This is a genomic window from Paenibacillus sp. ACRSA, from assembly GCF_022346845.1.
GTDB lineage: Bacteria > Bacillota > Bacilli > Paenibacillales > Paenibacillaceae > Paenibacillus.
On the sequence record NZ_JAKRNP010000002.1, the window covers coordinates 174,950 to 196,858 of the forward strand.

Consider the following 21,909-nt stretch of genomic DNA (forward strand, 5'->3'; position numbering starts at 1 on the left):
TATAACAACCTCACAGCAGACTCATAACTAATACGTTAACCGAATTTGCTGGTAAATGAAGTACAACTGTCTCTCCCTGCAGGTTCACCTTTTGTTCTACTGGAATGACCTTCTCATCATTCTTTTGGTTCACATTCGGAAGGTGAACTAAACTCTCGTCCCCGCTGATTGTAATCCATGTTGCTTCGGATGCTACTTGCAGATGTTCGAGCTGAAGCTTCGTTGCTTTCTCTACAGAATCAGCATTAACCAATTTCACATAAACATGCTGATCATCTCTCGTAACTGAATGGAACACTTCACGATTGTATGCTTCCAACTTGTAATCGAGCGTCTTGCTGGATGTATGTCCGTCTGTATAGGAGCAGAGGAGTCGATCTCCAGTCTCACCACCATAATTGACTGTAATTGTATACAGTGTATCATCCGTTAGTGGTTCATAGTTCGCAGCTCTGAGATTGCCTGCTGCCGAGCTGGAAGAATAATCGCCCAGCGTGTATCCTTCAATGCCTTGTTTGTACACTTTAACTCCGGTTGCATGCCCAGCATACGCAATAGCATATTCTGTGACATCTTTGTTCTCAGGTGTGATATCGGTTAGACCTACACCAACATAGAAACCATCCTCACCCGATACCCGCTGAGCCTGCACCTGTACTTGGTAATTGGTCCATTCCTCATCGAGCAAATAAATTCCGTTTAGGCCGCTTTCCTGCGCCTCTAATCGTAATCCGTTACCTGGTTCCAGCGTATATCCTACCGATCCAGGAATAAGTGACCATACTTCGCTGAGCTCGTTCTGTTCTCTAAAGTCCTCTTCGAGCAGAACGCTGCCATCTTGATTGGAAGTGACTTTAATGCTCTTGACTACGATATCAGCATTACCTGTCGCAATCTCAATTCCTCCACGCGGGATCAGCTCTAGCTGTTTGCCTTTGTTATACGCCTTGAATGAAGTACCCAGCACTTCTTTTCCTACATGCTTCGCAAAGAGCTGCTGCACATAATAATTGGGTGTGAACCATACCGTCTCGTCATCAAACCAAATGCAGTCCGGTGTCCAGCGATAGGTTCCATCGGTTAGTACTTTATTAAATAACGGCGCATAGGCTGCCAAGCGCACGACATCTGCATTATTTTCGAATCCAGTCATCACTGCTGCTTCAGCAACAGCGCCAGCAAGTGTATTTTTATCTGTCGATGCATATTCACCTACAAACACCTTGGACGTCTGTTTCCAGTCGATACTACCATCAGCATGGTAGGCTCGATCATAGTAATTATAGCGATCCGCATTGTTCAGCAAATATTCATTCGAACGGTAGTAGTGCTCATCTGCAATCGTATCCATGTAATCCTGCTGATGTTCATACCAATTCACTGTCTCTGTAATTACTTCCGAACCATCTGCAAATGTAACCTGTGCCGACCCCGTGAGATTACCACTTAGGAATTTCCATCCCTCCTGGTATGCATCATCATCTGCCTGAGCACCAACCGTTGAAATAATATGCAGCTCGTGTTCCGGATAGTGAAGCTTCATGTACGCATCAATGGATGTTTTGAACACTTCAAAGTTAGCAAAAAACTCGGTTCCCCAGTTCTCATTCCCTACCCCCAGGTAACGAAGATCGAAGGGCTCAGGATGTCCCATCTGCGCACGCAGTGCAGCCCATTCATTATTATCTACATCAACACTTAGCGCAAAATCAATGAGATCCGTAAAGTTCTTGATATAATATTCCCGTAGTGCACCACCGGCTGGATGAGCATAATCCGAACGCGCCTGACAAAGGACACCACACGCCATCACTGGCACTGGCAAAGCATTCAAGTCCTCTGCTAGTTGGAAATACTCCATATAACCGAGACCCATAGTCATCATATATCCCCAGACATTGTAGTTCTCTTTGCGAAGCTCAACCTCACCTACGGAGTCCTTCCAATCATAGACATTCTCCCAGATAAATGAACCTTCTGAGATACAACCTCCCGGGAAACGTAGAAATGTCGGATGTAAATCCACAAGTGCCTGAATGAGGTCTTTCCGAAGTCGGTAATTTGGATTCCCCTTGTAATTTGCATGTGCAGAACTGGAATCACCTTGTTCGTTCGGTGCTGCTCCCCATACATCCTGCGGCATTAATGACACCATATCGATGGAGATTTCACCTGCAAAACTCAGTACCAATTGTCCCATTGCAGTTGCCGTTCCGGTTAAGACCAGGTTGGCCGAAGCCTGTTGCGTACTTACACCATACTTCTTCCAAGTGCCTCCCCCATCTACATGCAAAACGACAGGTTCACTGATGGAATGTTGACTCGCATCCTGCAACTGCACCGTTATCGTACCTGGAGCATCCGCCTTGGCCCATATTGTGAAGTTATAGTGCTCCCCTTGTTGGATCGACATTGCACAGTGCTGATTCGAGTCTGAGAAGCCACGGTTACGAATGATTGCACCATCCTGCACAGTCACATAGTAAGCATTCGTCTCCGGATCATCTACGCCAAAGTGCTCGTTCAATCCACCCGTCTGCTGTACAATCATGCAATCTGTGTCCCCGGACCAAGCAAACAAAGGCTCACGATTCCGCCCCGTCGAACAACCACACTCTCCTGATGCATGTGAATATGTATCGAAGGCAAACGATTCAAACGAACGATTCTGCACCAGTTCTGCGTAGATGCCCCCATCAGCAGCATTGTTGATGTCCTCATAGAACAAACCATACATCACTTCACTGATATCAGCGACCTTCTGATCCCCATGAATGGTGATGGAGTATGGAGGTAAATGTTCAGGCAATACGGAAACATCATAATGCTTGCTGATTGTACTGCTGCCCTTCGTTAACAAAGCGCTTAAACGGACTTCTTGTGGCGACGTAACCGTCTGGATTTTCCCATCATCCGATAGAATCTCAGGCTGGTTAGACTGCCATTGTACATTCACCTTGCCACCCAATAGATTCAAGGGCAATGAAATATCCTTCGTAATAATTCTGGTCGGGAACGAAAGATATTTATCCCCTGCGAGCTTGATAATCTCCTCATCTGTCAGTGACTCACACATCACCTCAATCACTTCATCCATGGTTAAGCCTGCGCGATATATGCGCAGATCGGAGAGTGAGCCAGTAAAGTCAACATCTGCCGCATATTGTGAGCGTCCGATATAGTTCTGGCTGTAGTTGGAAACATCGCGGAAGGTATCAAACCATTTACGCAGCTTCGCATAATTCCCACTAGAGGTTTGGCTAATGGAGCCATCCGCAACCTTCTCCCCATTCACATAAACAATTGGCCCTGCACTACTCTGCTTGCCATTGTCTGTTCCCGAGATAGATAATGCAATATGCATCCATTCCCCACTGACGAAGCCACGACCTGGATCGGCCACGAGATCGTCAGCCGCATACAGAGAGCTTCGTAACTGACGTGTTAGAAATACATATGGGCCTTGCTCGCCTTTACCAAAATCAAAAATTCGTTCCCACACGTTGGCACCCTTGCCAAAGTTAACCCATGTTGAAACCGTCAACCCTGTGTTATCGCTTACATCTTGGAGTAGATTGGAAGGCAGCTGAAGATAAGAAGATCCGTTGGCTCCACCTGCAAACGTAGCAGCAGTTCTGCCTTGAACGGTAGAAATGTTAGGCTTCTGATCTCCTAATGCTACTCCATCATGACCATTTCCTGAGGAGTCCTGACCTATGTTCGTCGGTTCATTAAACGTGTAATGTGCGATCATCTGATTCTTAAATGTACTCATGGTAATCCTCCTATGTAACCGAATTTTAATTCATATAAACATAAAATAGTTGATAAACATTTAAACAATACACATACACGTTATACTACCTAGTTGTAACCCATTTTTCAATAATAAAATGAAAATATATCGCATTCAGCGAAGGGTTGAACGATTAACGGGATTAAATTCTTGATGGACATTCAATCAATATGTCATAAACATTATAGTTTACAAATATATGAATTGATTGATACTATAACAAATGAAAGCGGTTAATTGTAAATTTTATCAAGGAGGTGTGTACTGAAGCATTCGGCAATTAGGTAATGAACAAATAAACTATCATTGGGCGTTTGATGAAAGGGGAATTTTATGAAGCGTTATATGGCTATCGCACTTAGTGCTGCTCTACTCACTTCACCAAGTTTATTGCCAGGATCAGCTATGGCGAACAGCTCTACCTCAGACGTGATTCAACCACAATTGACTAGTCAATCTACACTTAACACGATACCTGGATTTACGGATGTTTCTGTTCATGATCCTTCCGTCATTAAGGTTGGCGATACCTATTACGTATTCGGTTCACACTTACAAGTCGCTAAATCCAAAGATCTTATGAACTGGGAGGCCGTAGCATCAGGCGTTACGGATAACAATCCAGTCGTTCCTAATGTGACGAAGGAGTTTGGAGAAGCCCTAGCATGGGCGCAGACGGATACACTATGGGCGGCCGATGTTATTCAATTGGCTGACGGCAAATTTTATATGTACTACAATGCATGCAAAGGCGACTCTCCTCGTTCTGCTCTCGGTGTTGCTGTTGCAGATAACATTGAAGGCCCTTATAAGGATCAGGGGATTGTGCTGAAATCGGGTATGTGGGATCAGATTAGCGAGGATGGTGCCATATATGATGCAACGAAGCATCCCAACGTTGTTGATCCCGATGTGTTTTTTGATAAAGACGGCAAGTTATGGATGGTATATGGCTCATATTCCGGAGGAATTTTCATTCTGGAGATGGACGAAACGACGGGTAAACCTCTGCCGAATCAAGGTTATGGCAAAAAACTGACGGGTGGTAATCACAGCCGCATTGAAGCACCTTATATGCAATATAGCCCTGAGACGGACTATTATTATCTATTCCTCTCCTATGGTGGACTTGACGCTGTTGGAGGATACAACATTCGGGTAGCTCGCTCGAAGACACCAGACGGTCCATTTTACGATGCTGCGGGGAACGATATGATTCAAGTTAAGGCAGATAAGGACAAACCTCTCTTCGATGACGCATCTATTGAGCCATTTGGCGTTAAGCTGATGGGTAATTACCTGTTCCAAAGACAGATCGGTGATCCGGGTATAGGTCAGGGAATTGGTTACGTATCACCTGGTCACAACTCTGCCTATGTTGATCCTGAGAGTGGCAAGCACTTCTTGATCTTCCATTCTCGCTTCCCAGGACGTGGGGAACAACATGAAGTCCGTGTACATGAAATGCACATGAATGCTGATGGATGGCCAACGGTTTCTCCGTATCGTTATGCGGGATTGGATGAGGCCTCTAATGCCATTCCTAGTACTGCGGTAGCCGGTCAGTATAAGTGGATTAATCACGGAAAAGATATCTCATCTGCTATCAAAACTTCTCAAAATGTTGTCTTTTCTCCTAATGGTCAGATCAGTGGTGCAGTTACTGGCACATGGAGCGTTCCAGATGATCATCGGAATCAGATCAACATCACCGCAGACGGTGTAACTTACAAAGGCGTACTTACCTATGAGTGGGAACCGAATCTTCAGCGCGAGGTTCTAACCTTCAGTGCCCTCTCTTCTTCGGGTATTGCGATCTGGGGAAGTCAAGAAGTTGACCTTACGGATCGAGCCGTTGTTGATGCGGTTAAAAAGGATTTGAATATTGGTGACACCAAAAATATATTCTTCAATGTATCCCTTCCCACATCAGGTGCACGGGATAGTAAGATCACATGGAGTTCGTCCAATGTGGCTGTGATCTCCAATACCGGGGTTGTGAATCGTCCCCGCGTAGGCAAAGGCGATGCCAAAGTAACGTTAAGTGCTAATATCACAAAAGGGATCGCATCTACTACCCAAAAGTTTAACATCATCGTACCCGAGCAAGCGAAAGGACCTTTACTGGGTGAATACAGATTTGATGGTAACAAGCTCGCCAAAATTGCACAGGATTCCAGCAAAAATGGATATCATGGACAAGCCTTTCACGTAGAGAGTTCAGTCGTAGGTAACAAGAAAAACCTCGCTGCTGCTTTTAACGGACAAGACAGCTCGGTTGAACTACCTGGACTTATCACAGATACGACAGACTTCACATTCAGCAGCTGGGTCTACTGGGATGGTGGTAACCCATGGCAACGGATTTTCGATTTCGGTAATGGCTTGACGCGTCATATGTTCCTAACGCCTTCTCAACATAACGGAGCACTACAATTCACCATTCATAATGAGGGTAAGGATCAAAGTCTGATCGCATCCCAAGCGTTGCCGACTAACCAATGGGTTCACGTTGCTGTTACACTCCAGGGTGACACTGGAACGCTCTATGTGGATGGGCAATCTGTAGCGAGTGGTACCGACATCACCTATAACCCCAAAGATTTACAAGTTACTGAGGCATACTTAGGCAAGAGCCGTTATGCTGCCGATCCGTATTTCAAGGGTAAGATGGATCAGGTCAACATTTATAATAAAGCACTGACTGCGAAAGAGGTTCAACGCTTAGCTGGTGAGCGGCCAGAATAATTGAACCGGTAATTTAAATAAATAGAAAGAGACCACATTCAATGGTTAGGTACATGAATGTGGTCTCTTTTATTGTCCTGAATAGAGAACAACTGTAGCCTATTGAATGTAAGAGCTACAGTTGTTCTTGTTCCTGCTTATGTTCTTATTGCATGGTTGTAAAGTAATCATGCGTCAGTCTTTCTTTGCTAACCGTATGAATTAGTACTCACACAAGTGTAGCATACGTATCACGAGCTAGTCTTGTTGCCTCAACCATGTTTTGCAACGATGCAACCGTTTCGTCATAACCACGTGTTTTGAGTCCGCAATCTGGGTTAATCCAGAATAATTGCGCCGGTAACACACGCAAAGCCCGCTGAATCATATCCGTCATTTCCTTCACACTAGGTACACGTGGACTATGAATATCATATACGCCGAGTCCAATGCCGAGCTTGTATGTGTTCAGCTCAAAACTATGAATTAATTCACCATGACTCCGTGAGGTTTCAATCGAAATGACATCTGCATCCATTGCTTCAATTGAACCAATCATGTCATGGAATTCGCAATAACACATATGCGTGTGAATTTGTGTCGTCTCCTGCACCGTGCAAGTCGTAATTCTGAATGCCTTCACGGCCCAAGCAAGATACGCCTCCTGCTCATTTACCTTAAGTGGTAACCCTTCACGAACAGCAGGTTCATCCACCTGAATCATGCCGATTCCTGCTTCTTCCAGCGCCTCGACTTCTTGTCTGAGGGCATAAGCCAGCTGGTATGCAATATGTTCTCGCGGGATATCGTCACGGACAAATGACCAGTTCATGATGGTAATCGGGCCAGTCAACATGCCTTTCACCGGCTTCTTCGTCTGAGATTGAGCATATACCGTCTCTTCCACCGTCATGTTTCCGTCAAATGCCACATCTCCGAAGATGACAGGTGGCTTCACACAGCGTGATCCATATGATTGCACCCAACCATTCTGCGTGAAGGCGAACCCAGCCAGCTTCTCACCGAAGAATTCAACCATATCCGTGCGCTCGAATTCCCCATGCACCAGCACGTCTAAACCAATCTCTTCCTGAAGCCCGATCCAAGTATCGATATGTTGATGAATGAAATCAGTGTAACGCTCTTGATTCCATTCCCCTTTGCGCCAGCTCTGACGCGCTTTCCTAACCTCAGCAGATTGAGGGAAACTTCCAATCGTTGTGGTTGGTAGCAAAGGTAGCTGCCATTTGTCCTGTTGTGCTAGATGTCTCTTGGCAAATGGCACAGAACGTACCGGCTCTTGTACCCGAAGCTCCTCCACCGCTTGCTGAACATCACTACGATTGCGCTCATTGGATTGATGAAGAGTCAGAATCGCACGTGCACTCGTATCCAGTTGTGTAGCAATAGCTCCAATGCCTGACGTTAGCGCTTGGGTTAAGAGAACCAGCTCATCTAGCTTTTCATCCGCAAATGCCAATGCATTTTTCAGTTCAGACGCAAGCTTAGTTTCACGATCCGTTGTTACCGGAACATGCAGTAAGCTACACGAGGATTGGATGATGAGGCGATCGGGTGATACAATGGCAGACAGTTCATTCAGAAGATCCAGGTTTTCTTGTAGAGAAGATCTCCAGATCCCACGACCATCGATAATACCAGCTCCCAGTACCTTGTCCTCAGGAAAAGCAAACGATTGGAGCGATTGTTGGTTCCCAGGCCGTCCATGAACAAAATCAAGTCCAATACCTTGAACAGGCAATGCCACAATGTCTTGATAACGCTCCACAGCTTCAAAATACGTCTGTAACATAATGTTGATTGCAGGTGCTGATGCATGTAATGTTTCATAGATGGTTCTCAGGTGTTGCAGATCTTCATCGCTCACTTGCGTAACAAGGATTGGTTCATCAATCTGTACCCACTGCACACCTTCCTGCTGCAATTCTTGAAGAATTTGAACATACAGAGGTAATAGTCGATTAAGCCACGTCCCCGTCTCAGAGGCACTATACCCTTTTGATAACTTCACGAACGTAAGTGGGCCAACTAGAACGGGTTTCCCCTCAATCCCTAATTTCTCCTTCGCCTCTTGGTACGCCACCAGAGGTTTATTCTCCGTAAGTACGGGTGTGAGGCCAGACAATTCCGGTACGATGTAATGATAATTCGTGTTGAACCATTTCGTCATCTCGCTGGCAGCGGCATCCTTCGTTCCACGCGCAATCCCATAATACACAGACAAAGGTACTTTGCCACCCTCATATGCAAAGCGCTCAGGAATCAAACCAAACATCGTAGCTGTATCCAATATATGATCATAATAGCTGAAGTCGTTGACTGGAATGTAATCAATGCCTTTTGCTTGCTGTTTACGCAAATGATTCAAACGGATCTCTTGGAGCTGGCTTTCAAAAGTTTCGTTGTCAATTTTGCCTGCCCAATATGCTTCCAATGCTTTCTTCCATTCACGATCTGCTCCAATACGCGGATATCCAAGAACACTACTTTTCACCATATGATATTTCCCCTCTGCACTTCGATTTGTTATATCAAAAGTTATCACAGAAAGGCTTGCGCCATGTAATTCCATAAAATTATACCCAGCTATAGCTTAAAGCTATATCTAAGCGCGTTTTTCAATATAGATTAATTACGTCAATATTGAGGATGTCTCGGAGAGGGAAACATGAATTAAGCTAGAATTAAGACTGTGTTTTTATATACATAAGCTTGGGCAGTTATACTGAGGAAAATACAACAAGAGAGTATGTGATTACATGAAAAAATGGGGAAAACGATTACGAATTACAGCCATTGCGGGACTTGCGTTCATTCTGGTGCTATTGGGATCAGGCGTAGTATATCAGCAGGTAGGAAAAAGGAATGATTTAAATAATTTCACACCCCCTGGCAAGCTTTACAAAGTACATGGAGAAAATATGCACCTCTATGCAGGTGGTCAAGGTGATGTAACCGTTGTCATGGCATCTGGTTGGGGTACAGCTAATCCCTATGTAGATTATTATCCTCTATATGAACAATTAGCTCCTTACACCAAGTTCGCGGTTTATGACCGCTTCGGTTATGGTTATAGCGATGTAACCGACAAAAAGCGAGACGTGGATACCATTGCGGAGGAATTACATGAGTTATTAACGACATCTGGACAACAACCACCTTATATACTCGTCGGGCACTCCCTTGGGTCGCTTGAAACGCTGCGATATGCTCAGAAGTACCCGAATGAAGTAAAAGGCATTGTGATGATAGATGGGGGTAGTCCGGAGTATTATGCAAAAGACGAAGATAATTTTGCCGATGTGATTGGTGGCTTTATGAATCAATTCCGTATTCAAACGGGGCTGTTCCGATTGTCTTTACAATCCGAACCTGTCTTGGAAGCAAGCCGCGCTAATCGTAACAATCTGAAATTTGTACCTGATGAGTTAAAACAAGTCGATACAACGGCTCTGCTACTTAACTATGGGAATGCCAACACCGTGGATGAATTACGTGAGATAAATGCCAATGCAACAGTCGTGATGAATAACATCAAGCCTTTATCTGTTCCTCTAACGATTCTAACCGCAGATTATTTGGGAGCTAGTGAACCGGACTGGGATCAAACTCAAGCAGACTTCACATCATGGTCAACACAAGCCAAACACGTGACGGTGAAGGATTCCGAGCATTATATTCATCAGTATCATCCAGAGCAGGTAGCTGATGAAATATTAGAATTAGCAGCCAAATAAGTAACGTTTCATCTCAAAGATATTCATATAAGAATAATGACTTAATATTTATAAATGTCGATTCGCCCTCAACGATGAGTAAACCGTTGGGGGTTTTATATCTTTTGCCTATTACCCAATCAGGGATAAACCATTTCTATGAGATAGAAATTGGTCTAGAGCCTCCCGCATATCCTTGGATGTAAGCCCATGCCGGTTGAAGTAGTTGTGAATATGCTCGAACCCACTCCAATCCTGATTGTGTATCTGCTCTATTTTGCGATTGAATTTCTCTTCTACAGCTTCTCGCTTAGAACCTATAGGCTCACATAACCAGAAATCATTTCTTTTCACTTCACCGCACTTCGTCCACAGCAAGTTCTCATACTGGATGACATCCCAATCCTGATAGCCTGCTCGGATCTGTTGGATTTCTGTTGTGAGGATATCATTCAATAATTGAGGTGGAATGTGCCCATACGTATCTCGATACTGTCTCAGATTAAGCGCCTCAACCCATTGGGTGAGCACATACTTTCCTGAAGAATATGCGTATAGCTTAGGAACGAATGCATAATTTTGCATTTCCGATATCGCCTCACACTCCACCTCTCCATCTATTTTTCCACGCGTACTATAGATTTTGAGGCTATAATCTTTAATTTTATAAACGACAGAACGCTGACCGATTAAGGAAGCTTGCATGGTTAAATGCCCATTTGCATTATAGTGAGCAAGTAACTCTTTCATATTTGAAGGTATAGGATTTACAATATTCATAATCAGATCTCCTTGTTGTTCTATTCAGACTAAAACGTTTTCAAATTAACAAGATCACCTTTATACATACTATTTTATCGCTAATAATTGGTATGAACATATACAATATGGTCAAAACATGAAGTATTTGCTCTGAAAATTTCGGAGCCATCCAACTTACGTCGTTTATAAATTCACTTTAAAGGTTGGAACCCGTTTCACGTCAAGACACAAAAAAACGGTACCTCCCTTTATAAACAGGAAGTGTACCGTCTTTTTAACGTTTAATATCTAATATTTATTAATGCATAGGTCCTTGCTGACCCTGTTGGTTACCTACTTTAACACGTTTAATGAAGAAGGAAGTGACCAGTCCGATTAGCGCAAGCACTAGTGCAAAAACAAAGGCATTTTGTACACCAGATGTGAAACCTGCTAGCTGATTCTCAGGACTTTCAGGGTTCGCCACTCCGCTTAAGAATCGAGTCTGACCAGCACTCAGAATACTTACAGCTACAGCCGTACCAATCGCACCCGATACTTGTTGGAGTGTGTTCATGATTGCTGTACCATGAGGATAATATGCTGGTGGCAATTGGTTCAAACCGTTTGTTTGCGCAGGCATCATGATCATCGAGATTCCGACCATCATAAATACATGTAGTGTAATGATCGTACCCAGCGCCGTGGTTGCTGTAATCGTTGAATACATAAATAGAACAACCGCAACAACTGCAAGTCCAATCCTAACGAGCCATTTCGGGCCAAATTTATCGAAGAGACGTCCCATCACTGGAGACAAGAATCCATTGAGCAAGCTACCCGGCAATAATACGAGTCCCGCAGTCAATGCTGTAACTGCCATACCTTGCTGCAGATACATCGGAAGAATCAACATGGAGGACAACATCATCATCATACAGATGAAGATCAAGATCAGACCGATTGTGAACATCGGATATTTAAAAGCTCGCAGATCCATCATAGGTTGCTTCACTTTCAATTGGCGGATGCTGAAGATTAACAAGGACAGCACACCAATAACGAGCGTAATCACTACGATTGGACTTGTCCATCCACCGCCGGTATCTCCATGACCACCTGCACTACTGAATCCATATACAATACCGCCGAATCCAAGTGTAGATAGAACGATGGAAAGCACATCAATTTTTGGCTTGGTCAAAGTCGAAATATTCGGTAAGAACAGCAAACCACAAATTAAGGAAATTACGAAGAATGGCAACGAAATCCAGAAGATCCAGTGCCAGCTCAGATTAGCCAAGATCAGACCCGAGATACTCGGACCACTGGCAGGTGCAAACATAATAACGAGACCGATCAGCCCCATAGCCGCACCGCGCTTTTCAATCGGGAAAATAACCAAAATGGTATTGAACATAAGCGGAAGAAGCAATGCTGTACCAACCGCTTGTAATACCCTAGCCACCAATAAAATTTCGAAGCTAGGTGCAAGAGCAGCTACAAATGTTCCTGCTATTGAGAATATCAGAGAAGTTGTGAACAACTGTCTCGTTGTAAACCATTGTAACAACATACCGGATACCGGCACCAGAATACCTAGAACGAGCAAGTACCCTGTAGTCAACCATTGGATCGTCGTTGGACCAACTTCCAGCAATCCCATCAGTGGCGTTAATGCCACATTCAATGCTGTCTCACCGAACAATCCGATAAATCCACTTAATAACATAGCAAATAAGATTGGAAACACCTTAAATTGCTTTGTTTCTTCCTGGTTCTCTACAGAACCGCCTTTCATGGAAGCCTCCACGATCCCATCCTCCTCAAACGTTTCAAACTATTTCTCTCTTTGTCTATATAAATGAACTAACACATATTACACTTGCCACTCCGATGACAGAATAACTTTCCGATTGCTCTTATCCCAGATTTTTTTGATTCCCTTCTCCAAAGGGAAAATCCGGTGATAGCGTATGCTTCCGATGTAGCTTTCTTACAGAAAGCTTTCAGCCGAACGCTTTGCTTCTCCATGTTATTTCTGTCCCCTCCGTTCCCGTGTAATGACTAAGTTCAGTTTATATAGCTTTACTTATAGGGCGTTTTTCGCCGCTACCGACAAGTATTCAGCAGCCGTCAGCAGAGGCTGTTTGTCCTGATTCGTCAGGCTGATAATCAGTGCTCCCTCCATCATCGAGATGATCAGAAGTGCTGTATCACGTGCCTTTTCTTCATTCATGCCATCCAATAACAGATGTTTCTTGATGATCTGCTGCCAATCAGCGAATACACCTTGACACGCAATTCGCAATTGATGACTGATACAGGAAGTCTCAACGGCTGCCCAGAAACTAAACGGCAAAAAACCCGTAAATCCTGCGGCTTCCGTCTCGTCAGCCAAGTCATGTATGAATTGCTGAATGGCGTCTCCCGTGTTGTCATGTGCAGCAAACGTCTCTTCAAACACCTGTAGGATATGCTGATTGGCTTTCTCAATGCATACGTGTGCCAGCTCTTCCTTGCCGCTTGGGAAATAATGATACAACGATCCCTTCGGCGTACCGCTCTCCTTGATGATCTGATTCAGACCTGTCGCATGATATCCTTGTGAAAAAAACAGTCTCGCTGCTGTGCTGACAATAAGCTCTCTAGCATTGGACTTTTCACTCATGGAGCCACTTCCTTCAAAAAATTATAACAATCGGTCTATATAATTAAAACCGCATTTGAATGCATTGTCAATCATTTGTTTTAATTTTTAACTTCCTTATTTTGAATAGTGAATTACCATACTCATTTTCGTCGTAACCGCTCCAGAATGTTGGTATGCATGCGGTCTATTTGCTCGGAAACGAATGGATTCCCCCGCTCGAATCCTGTACTCCTCTTCCTCTATGCGAATGACAACTTCTCCTTCGAAGACCGTAATAAATTCCTCACTTCCTTCAATATGAGGCTCTGCTTGTAGATCAGCTTCCAGATCCATTTCCATCATATACATCTCAAAGTGACGTCCATCCTCAAATGGAAAATGGGGATAGATTCGTATTTTTCCATTGTTCTCAATCCATGGCTGGACATCCGATCGTGTCACAAGAAGAGTATCTGAAGCCGGTTCATGAATTAATGATGTAAAAGAGGTCTTCAATCCGTTAGCAATCTTCCATACGGTTGCAATGGTTGGATTAGATACACCACGCTCAATCTGTCCTAACATTGTCTTACTAATCCCCGTTAATTCAGCTACCTTATCTAGACTTAACTTTCGTTCTTCCCGGATTGACTTCAAATTTTGCGCCAGGATCGTATTAACCTGGTTCTTCACCATGCCTCACTCTCCATTCTTTTTCTTCTGTACTCTATTATAAACCTATTGTGCGTTATAGAGCACATATTGTACAATAAAATAAATTCGTGCATTATAAAGCACAAAAATACTTTATATGGCACATAAAAAAGGATATGGAGACTATATGTTTATTATTCCGTTACTGATCTATGCTATCGTATCTTCCTTCAGCCCAGGACCTAATAACATTATCGCAATGACAAGCGGACGAGATCATGGGTTCAGCAAAACACTTCCTTTTATAGGAGGAGTCGCATTAAGTTGTATGATCATTATGATACTCTCCAGCTATTTCAGCCTAACGCTTCATCAATTCATTCCAACCGTCCGTCCTATACTTAATCTATTGGGATGTATGTACATGCTCTATTTAGCTGTAAAAGTCATGTTAAGTCATTCCAAAAAGAACAACGCTTTACGCACTTCTCCCTATAGCTTCAGGTTTGGTTGCGTGCTGCAATTCATCAACCCGAAGGTCATCATATATGGTCTGACTGCTATCTCCATGTTTGTCATTCCACTAGGACAATCACACCACCATCTAATCTTAGTCTCGTTACTACTAACATTGATTGGGATTAGTTCCAATATGACATGGGCACTCTGTGGTTCGTTATTCCAGAACTTATTGTTGAGACATGAAAGGATTTTCAATATGTTGATGGGAGTCATGCTTATCTTCAGTGCCGTATCCATCTTAGTTTCTAAGTAGAACACAAGCAAGCGTTCATCCCCCACAGCGGAGTTGAACGCTCATATACTTATATAATAGTCATATTTCGTTTGAATCATTTCATGCATGTTAACTACTTCATTATCTGTACTTCCCTGTTTTTAAACTCGTCACTCAATCCCTTGTTTATTCCAAGCCTCCATAGCTAATTCACTATTGATACTAACTGCCGAAAGTGCCCCTAAGGATGCAGCCGCAATCGCTTGATGATATTCGGATGCAGCATCGCCGGCGCTGAATACACCTGGAATAGAGGTTCTCGCTCGTTCATCCACAACGACTGTCCCCAACTCATTTACCTCACATCCTATGGATTGGGGCATATCTGATCCGATAGACAGCTTCGGTGCGAAGAAAAGACCTCTGCACTCAATCTGGTTGCCATCTTGCAAAACTACACGCTGCACCATCCCATCCTGCGATTCAATACGTTGAACTGGTGATTCATAGACCGGAACGCCGTGTTGCTGCAATTCCTCACGTTGTTCATCCGTCATTTCATCCGGCCCATTCGTGCAGATCGTATATTGACTCGTCCAGCCTGTGATGATTTGGGCTAAATGTAAGGCTCTCGCTCCATTTACGATTAATACGAGAGGTTGATCCCTTAACTCCCATCCATCACAATAAGGACATACAAACGCGGTCTTGCCATATACTTCAGACAATCCATTTAGATCAAGGGGAAGATCCTTCTTACCAACTGCAAACAAAAGCTTTTTACCTCGAAGCACTAAACCCTCCGAAGTCGTAACTTGAAACGAACCATCGCTTCCTTCCACAGAAGCTGCCGTATCTTCTACAAATTGTACAGAAGGAAAAGCACTAATCTGTTCTTTGGCAATCCGTCGAAATTCGCTAGGACTAACTCCCTCTCTTGTCAGAAAATTGTGAGCTTTTTGCGTAACCCGATTTCTCGCCTGACCAGCATCAATTACAGCAACGGTTCTTCTTGCCCGACCTAATACCAGAGCTGCGTTCAGTCCCGCAGGACCTCCACCAATAATAATAACGTCTAAAATTTCATTCACACTAAAACACCCTTTCCAGATATTTTATATCTCTAATTTGACTAAAAAAATAACAAGTCTAAGCAGATGTGTAATCTACTTAATAGAAAAATTGTGATACAACGAATCGTTTTTTAATTTCTTCCACGTAAACCGAACTTTAAAAGCTGTGCAGGTAACCGTATGTACAGCGATAGATACGATCGCGACATCGTTGAACTTATTTAATGGTACAGGATCAATAGTGAACACCTGCTTCATTCAAACTATTAAAGACCCCTTATATCCATAATATATACTCAATTACTCTTTGGCAAGTTAAATTTCGTAATACCCTCTTAAGATTCTCCCCAGTAACACATAAATTAATTTTTCACAATTAAAAAAGCTCTTGTTTTTAAATTGTTCACAATCAATTGACAGTATTTTTAATACTAAAATGTTGCTTATTTCACATAGTAAACGGAATGCTATAATAAGTTCACAAGATATATAAGTATAGATATAGGACGTGAGTACTTGAAAACATTGAATAAAGGGTCTCAACCCAAAATCGAACTAGAGTATAGCTCTATTCCCAAAGTCTTCTTTGATACCATTAAAGTTGGAATTATCAAGTCCAACCTGATCGCCATGTTTGCAGGTTTAAGCTTGGCTCTGTATGTATTCGATGCTTCATTCTTAGCTAATATTGTACCGATCATTCTTTCGGTCATCGGCTCTTCTCTCATTATAGGAGCTGCCGGCGTATTCAACAATTTGTACGATCGTGACATTGACGCCATCATGGAGCGCACCAGAACACGTCCCACTGTAACTGGACAAGTCAACACTAAGTCTGGACTAATTCTAGGTATTACCATCACGATTATCGGCGGAATATTTCTCTACATTGCTTCCCCGTCGGCTGCTGTCTTTGGTATTCTAGGTCTACTGCTCTACGTGTTCCCTTACACAATGTGGACAAAACGTACAACGATTTATAACACTGAAGTAGGAAGCTTATCTGGAGCTGTACCTCCGCTTATCGGTTGGGCAGCCATCTCCCCAGAACTCGGTCACTTTGAAATCTGGGCGTTAGTGGTGACGATGTTGTTGTGGCAAATGCCTCACTTCTACGGTATTGCGATTCGCAGATTCGATGAATACAAAGCAGCAAATGTTCCAATGCTTCCTGTTGTAAAAGGAATCAGACGTACCTACATCCAGACAAATGTTTATCTGGTATTACTGATGGCTTCCAGCTTCTTATTCTGGCCATTAAGCCCATTTGTTGCGATCGTTGCTTTCCTTGTAAGCTTGGCATGGTTCATTTTGAGCGTAGCTACTTTTGACAGAAACGAAATGAAGAAATGGTCACACAAAATGTTCATCTTCTCCATTAATCACATTACGATCGTTTTCCTTGTTATCATTGCCTATTCTCTAATTGCACAATTAATCAAATAATAATAGATAGAGAAGCAAAGAGCCATATCGACCAACTCACGACGAGTGATCGATATGGCTTTTTCATGTGATGATAAGCTAGTTAAATCACTTACTCTAACAAGCCCTCACCTATTGCATTTCAAATTCTGCTTTTCCTTCTACCTTATCCAACCTTAGCAGGTGTTTGTTCACCTTGCCAGAGTAGCTGCATCTCTTCACTCGTTTCAAGTAAGTGACTCAAACTGCCTTCTGCTTCAATGCGTCCATCCTTCATAACAATGATATGATCGGCTCTAGATAATGCAGCTCTACGATGGGATACCGCAATACAGGTTACCTCTCGCTCACTGGCCAATCCTTCCCAAACCAATTGTTCAGTTTCCACATCTAGCGCACTGGATAAGTCATCGAAGATAAACAGGTCTGCTTCGGTCATCAGCATACGCGCGGTAGACGCCCGTTGAATCTGTCCGCCTGACAGCATAACGCCCCGAGGACCCACAGATGTCTCAAGTCCTTCATCGAGATTTTCGATATCCTTCTTCATTACGGCTAATCGAATCGCTTTTTCCAGCGATTCATCTACCGATTCTCGTTTACCTTGAACAATATTCTCACGTAACGTATCGCTGAATAAGCGGGGAACCTGCGGCGTATAAGCTGCTCTTGGAGGCATCAAGAACGTAGCTGGATCTACTTCTTTTCCATTCCAGCGGATCGTTCCCTCCTGTTTCGGCAGAAGACCCAAAAGCGTGCGCACCAAGGTTGATTTCCCTGATCCAATACGCCCTGTAATGACTAGGAATTGCCCTCTCTGCAAGCGAAACTCAACATTCTGTATCCCGTTCGGGGAATCTGGGTACTGATAACTCAGATTACTCACTTCTAACTCTTGGAGTTCATCTCCGGGACTTCGCTCGATATCAGTCAGCTCAGGAGGATCTTGATTCAGATAGATTTCCCGATAATCCATAATTCGGTTTTCCTCACCAGGACGAAATAACTTCCGCATCCGATCAAAGGACACCTTTAGCCGTTTATGTTGGAATACCATATACCCAAACAAGGAAATACTAAAGCCGATGTTAGCAAGATAGGACGTGAAGAGTGCAAAATCACCCACCGTAAACTGCCCTGCTCTCATCTCCGCTGCACACATCAGGAGAATTAAGCCAGTACAGATACTAAGAACGTGTTGATTCAATGATCTCATCCACTGTTTGAACAGATTATCCCGCAATGCTGCTTGACGACGTTGTTCATTTAAGGTATTGAAGCGGGATGAGACATGCTCTTCTGCTTGCCCAAGCTTCAGTGCCTGCACAGCTCCAAATGTCTCGGCAATAAAACTGGTGATTCGACCGGTCGATTCACGATTGACTTGAGCATACTTACGAGCCCGATTGCCTGACAGGTTATTAAGCGTTGTAACGATAACCAGTGGAAGTACAGCAACCAACGTAATCTTCCAGTTGATATTAGCCATAATGATGATCGAAACGATGGCAAATACCAGCCTACCCCAGAAGTCGACCCAGGACTCTACGTACTCAACCACTTCATCGACATCATCACGAAACCGACTCATCGCCTCACCAGGTGAAGCCGGTAGATTCCGACCAGGCCAGCGCATAATACCCGCAAGCATATTCGTTCGTAATATCGCTTGAATGTGATACACATAGGTAATCCAAGCATAGAAAGCAGCAAAGAACGTGCCGATCCTAGCCACTCTAACCAGTGCAAGAAAGATTAACGGTACAGCGAGCCATAAGTAATCGGTAGATCCGATAGTCACACGGTCAAAAAACCATTGCATACCGATCCCAATGGCAAGCGGAAGGGAATGAAATATACACCATAACAACCCATTGATTATAAATAATAATGATTTGAATCGAAATAAACGACCTATAAATCCTGCGACATTCAAGCCAATTCCTCCTCTCTGCCCGTCATGCGCAATCTCGCATAATGTGAATCAGGATTATTGGCGAGCTCTTCTCTCGCTCCAAATTCGACAATCTCACCATCACTAAGCACCATAATCTGATCTACTTGATCCAGCGTAGCTAATCGATGTGCGATAATGATACCTGTGCATTGTTTCATTAATTCATCAACCGCCTGCTGCAGCAACATCTCTGTGGCAGCATCCAGACGTGAAGAGGGTTCATCTAGGATAACTAGACTTGGCTCTGTCAGAAATACACGTGTTAGTGCAAATAGCTGCGCTTCTCCAGCCGAAAGGGAAGAACCGCCTGCTTTCAAGTGAGTGTCTAACCCTTCCGGTTGTGTATCAATCCATTGACGCAGCCCCAGTCGCTCTGTCGTTTCCATAATCATGTTGTCTGAAACTTCCGAGTTAAATAACGTCAAGTTATCCCGTAGCGTACCGTCAAACAACTGCACATCCTGCGTAACCATTCCAACCCGGCGATATAATGCAGGTAGTGTTAGCTCCGTGATATCCTGACCTCCGACCCGGATTACACCCTGATTCAGATTATACAAACGAAGAAGAACACGACTCAGACTGGATTTCCCACTACCCGTTCGTCCGATAATACCAAGACGTTCCCCAGGCTTAATTTTAAAATGAATATCCCGTAATACAGGCTTATCCTCGTTATAGCTAAAATGCACATGTTCGAACTCCAGACCCAGTGCGCCTGCAGGAAGTGTATCTCGGTTTCCGTCTTTAATCTCACTACTTAGGGAGAGCAGTTCTCGTGAGCGAAGCATGCCGGATTTGGCTTTCTGAAATTCTTGCACCTGATCTCCCAGCATCTCAATTGGATCATTTAACATCTGTGTGTATTGATAAATGAGGAACAACGTACCTAGACTAATCGCCCCTTGCATGTAATTGTGAACACCAAGCATGAGTACCGCGGTTACAGCTATGGCAAATAAAATCACTGTTGTATTCCACGGAATAACGCGAAGCATCCAAGCTCTGCGCCCTTTCAGAAACACGATTCGCATCAATCGATAGAAGCGATTCATCACATAAGGCACATGACCGTTTGCTTGCACATCCTCAATACCAGCAATACGCTCCTCAATCATGCCGAACAAGGACGCACTTGCTTCTCGCTCGTTCTTGGATGACTGAACACCCATATTTCGAATGAAAACCATAAACAGAATCGATACCAGTGTGAATACCGTCATTACCAGTGCAATCGGTGTATTAATCGTAAACATGAAACCAAGGATTCCAGCAAGAAGTACAAAGCTGCCAATAACCTGCACAATAAACATCGCAAAGAAATTAGAAATGCTCGTTACATCGCCATCCACCCGTTCGATCATCTCTCCAGGCGTTTTCACATTATGAAACCTCATATCAAGTCCAAGGCAATGCTTCAGCAGATCACCCCTTAGTTGATTCGTTGCCCGCCATGCGACATCATTACCTAAATAACTTACAGCTACGGTTAATAGTTGATTGAAGATTGCAATAATCAGAAATAATCCTGCAAGCTGAATGAGACTAGAAACTACACCTCCACTCGCTGCTGTATCAATAAACCGCTTAATGATCTGCGGATTCAGAAGCTGTAATCCCGTCGATGTCAGCAAAATAATTAACAGCAAAACCAGTCTCATTCGGACTGGCTTTAGATACCGCAATAGCCATGACATCGATTTTTTCTCTTGTTTGGGCACCTTGCCCCACCTCCAACGTACGGATCACTTTGTTAGAACGATTAAATACATCATCTCAAATTCTGCTTAACTAGGCTGAATCATAAATAATTTCGCTAAACCATACATAAATTCTATGATTGTATTGATGTTGTACCATTTCACATTCTCCTACCTATCATTTATTTTGTTTCTGGATGATTCTGAATGATTACAACAATGCCAAAGCCTAACCAACGCTATAACTTGACCCTACATCTCTTCGTGAGCGAACACGAACAGAAGTATACCTAATTCACATCCTTGATCGCCCCCTTTCTTATGAAACGTTTGCTTGCAGTGAACGACAAAAAGCCATAGATGAACTGAGTTCATCTATGGCTTCTATAACAAGAAGAATACCATTAGATTATGTAATGTTACTGGCCTTCTCCTTGACATTCGCACTACGGATGAGCGTCCATGACAGGATGCATAAACAGGACTGCCAGACGCTATCTTTAAGAGGTCGTTCAAAAAGTCGATTTCTTTCTAGTTTCATCCCATCTTCTCGGCATGGAAACCCCGTCTCTTTGAACATGTACTCTAACGCAAATGGTTGTGTCATCATGCTCATGCGTATTCAGTTATCGATTAGACATCAATTTTGGCATGATCATGATCACTACACCCACCCGTTTCACATATTTGTTGTTTATTGTATTCGTTTAAAGGTCAATACGTCAAGAACA

At 43.5% G+C, this 21,909-nt stretch carries 13 protein-coding genes; 4 read left to right on the plus strand and 9 right to left on the minus strand.

Annotated features, from left to right (window positions below):
• Window positions 1-10: 10 nt before the first annotated feature.
• Window positions 11-3,775, minus strand: coding sequence for an alpha-L-arabinofuranosidase C-terminal domain-containing protein (locus MH215_RS05735; RefSeq protein WP_239289003.1), 3,765 nt, complete (start codon window positions 3,773-3,775; stop codon window positions 11-13).
• 354 nt (window positions 3,776-4,129) lie between these two features.
• On the opposite strand from MH215_RS05735, the gene abnB reads away from it, so the two are divergent.
• On the plus strand, window positions 4,130-6,544 hold the full coding sequence (gene abnB, locus MH215_RS05740) for an arabinan endo-1,5-alpha-L-arabinosidase AbnB (RefSeq protein WP_239289004.1): 2,415 nt from the start codon (window positions 4,130-4,132) through the stop codon (window positions 6,542-6,544).
• 208 nt (window positions 6,545-6,752) lie between these two features.
• Here abnB and metE read toward each other — a convergent pair whose 3' ends face one another.
• Entirely contained in the window at window positions 6,753-9,041 is a 2,289-nt protein-coding gene (metE, locus tag MH215_RS05745; protein WP_239289005.1) for a 5-methyltetrahydropteroyltriglutamate--homocysteine S-methyltransferase, read from the minus strand.
• 262 nt (window positions 9,042-9,303) lie between these two features.
• Here metE and MH215_RS05750 point away from each other — a divergent pair, with 262 nt between their 5' ends.
• Entirely contained in the window at window positions 9,304-10,281 is a 978-nt protein-coding gene (locus MH215_RS05750) for an alpha/beta fold hydrolase (RefSeq protein WP_239289006.1), read from the plus strand.
• A gap of 111 nt (window positions 10,282-10,392) precedes the next feature.
• Here the strand turns inward: MH215_RS05750 and MH215_RS05755 are convergent, their stop codons facing one another.
• From MH215_RS05755 to MH215_RS05770, 4 genes are all read right to left on the minus strand, one after another.
• The gene (locus tag MH215_RS05755; RefSeq protein WP_239289007.1) at window positions 10,393-11,040 is read right to left on the minus strand and encodes a hypothetical protein; all 648 of its coding nucleotides are present in this window, start codon (window positions 11,038-11,040) and stop codon (window positions 10,393-10,395) included.
• A 280-nt stretch (window positions 11,041-11,320) separates the two neighbouring features.
• Window positions 11,321-12,802 carry a DHA2 family efflux MFS transporter permease subunit gene (locus MH215_RS05760; RefSeq protein WP_239289859.1) on the minus strand — a complete coding sequence of 494 codons (1,482 nt, stop codon included), beginning with the start codon at window positions 12,800-12,802 and terminating at the stop codon, window positions 11,321-11,323.
• A gap of 291 nt (window positions 12,803-13,093) precedes the next feature.
• On the minus strand, window positions 13,094-13,672 hold the full coding sequence (locus MH215_RS05765) for a TetR/AcrR family transcriptional regulator (RefSeq protein ID WP_239289008.1): 579 nt from the start codon (window positions 13,670-13,672) through the stop codon (window positions 13,094-13,096).
• Between the two features lie 96 nt (window positions 13,673-13,768).
• Complete coding sequence (locus MH215_RS05770; RefSeq protein ID WP_239289010.1) at window positions 13,769-14,329, minus strand: helix-turn-helix domain-containing protein; 561 nt, start codon at window positions 14,327-14,329, stop codon at window positions 13,769-13,771.
• A gap of 145 nt (window positions 14,330-14,474) precedes the next feature.
• On the opposite strand from MH215_RS05770, the gene MH215_RS05775 reads away from it, so the two are divergent.
• The gene (locus MH215_RS05775) at window positions 14,475-15,062 is read left to right on the plus strand and encodes a LysE family transporter (protein ID WP_239289012.1); all 588 of its coding nucleotides are present in this window, start codon (window positions 14,475-14,477) and stop codon (window positions 15,060-15,062) included.
• Between the two features lie 131 nt (window positions 15,063-15,193).
• Here the strand turns inward: MH215_RS05775 and MH215_RS05780 are convergent, their stop codons facing one another.
• A complete protein-coding gene (locus MH215_RS05780; RefSeq protein ID WP_239289013.1) occupies window positions 15,194-16,114 on the minus strand; it encodes an NAD(P)/FAD-dependent oxidoreductase in 921 nt (306 codons plus the stop codon).
• Between the two features lie 498 nt (window positions 16,115-16,612).
• On the opposite strand from MH215_RS05780, the gene cyoE reads away from it, so the two are divergent.
• Window positions 16,613-17,542, plus strand: a complete 930-nt coding sequence (gene cyoE / locus MH215_RS05785; RefSeq protein WP_056692048.1) for a heme o synthase — start codon at window positions 16,613-16,615, stop codon at window positions 17,540-17,542.
• A gap of 145 nt (window positions 17,543-17,687) precedes the next feature.
• On the opposite strand, the gene MH215_RS05790 is transcribed toward cyoE, so the two are convergent.
• Window positions 17,688-19,457 carry an ABC transporter ATP-binding protein gene (locus MH215_RS05790; protein WP_239289014.1) on the minus strand — a complete coding sequence of 590 codons (1,770 nt, stop codon included), beginning with the start codon at window positions 19,455-19,457 and terminating at the stop codon, window positions 17,688-17,690.
• Complete coding sequence (locus tag MH215_RS05795; protein WP_239289016.1) at window positions 19,454-21,199, minus strand: ABC transporter ATP-binding protein; 1,746 nt, start codon at window positions 21,197-21,199, stop codon at window positions 19,454-19,456. Before MH215_RS05795 ends, MH215_RS05790 begins: the two co-directional genes overlap by 4 nt.
• Window positions 21,200-21,909 lie beyond the last annotated feature (710 nt).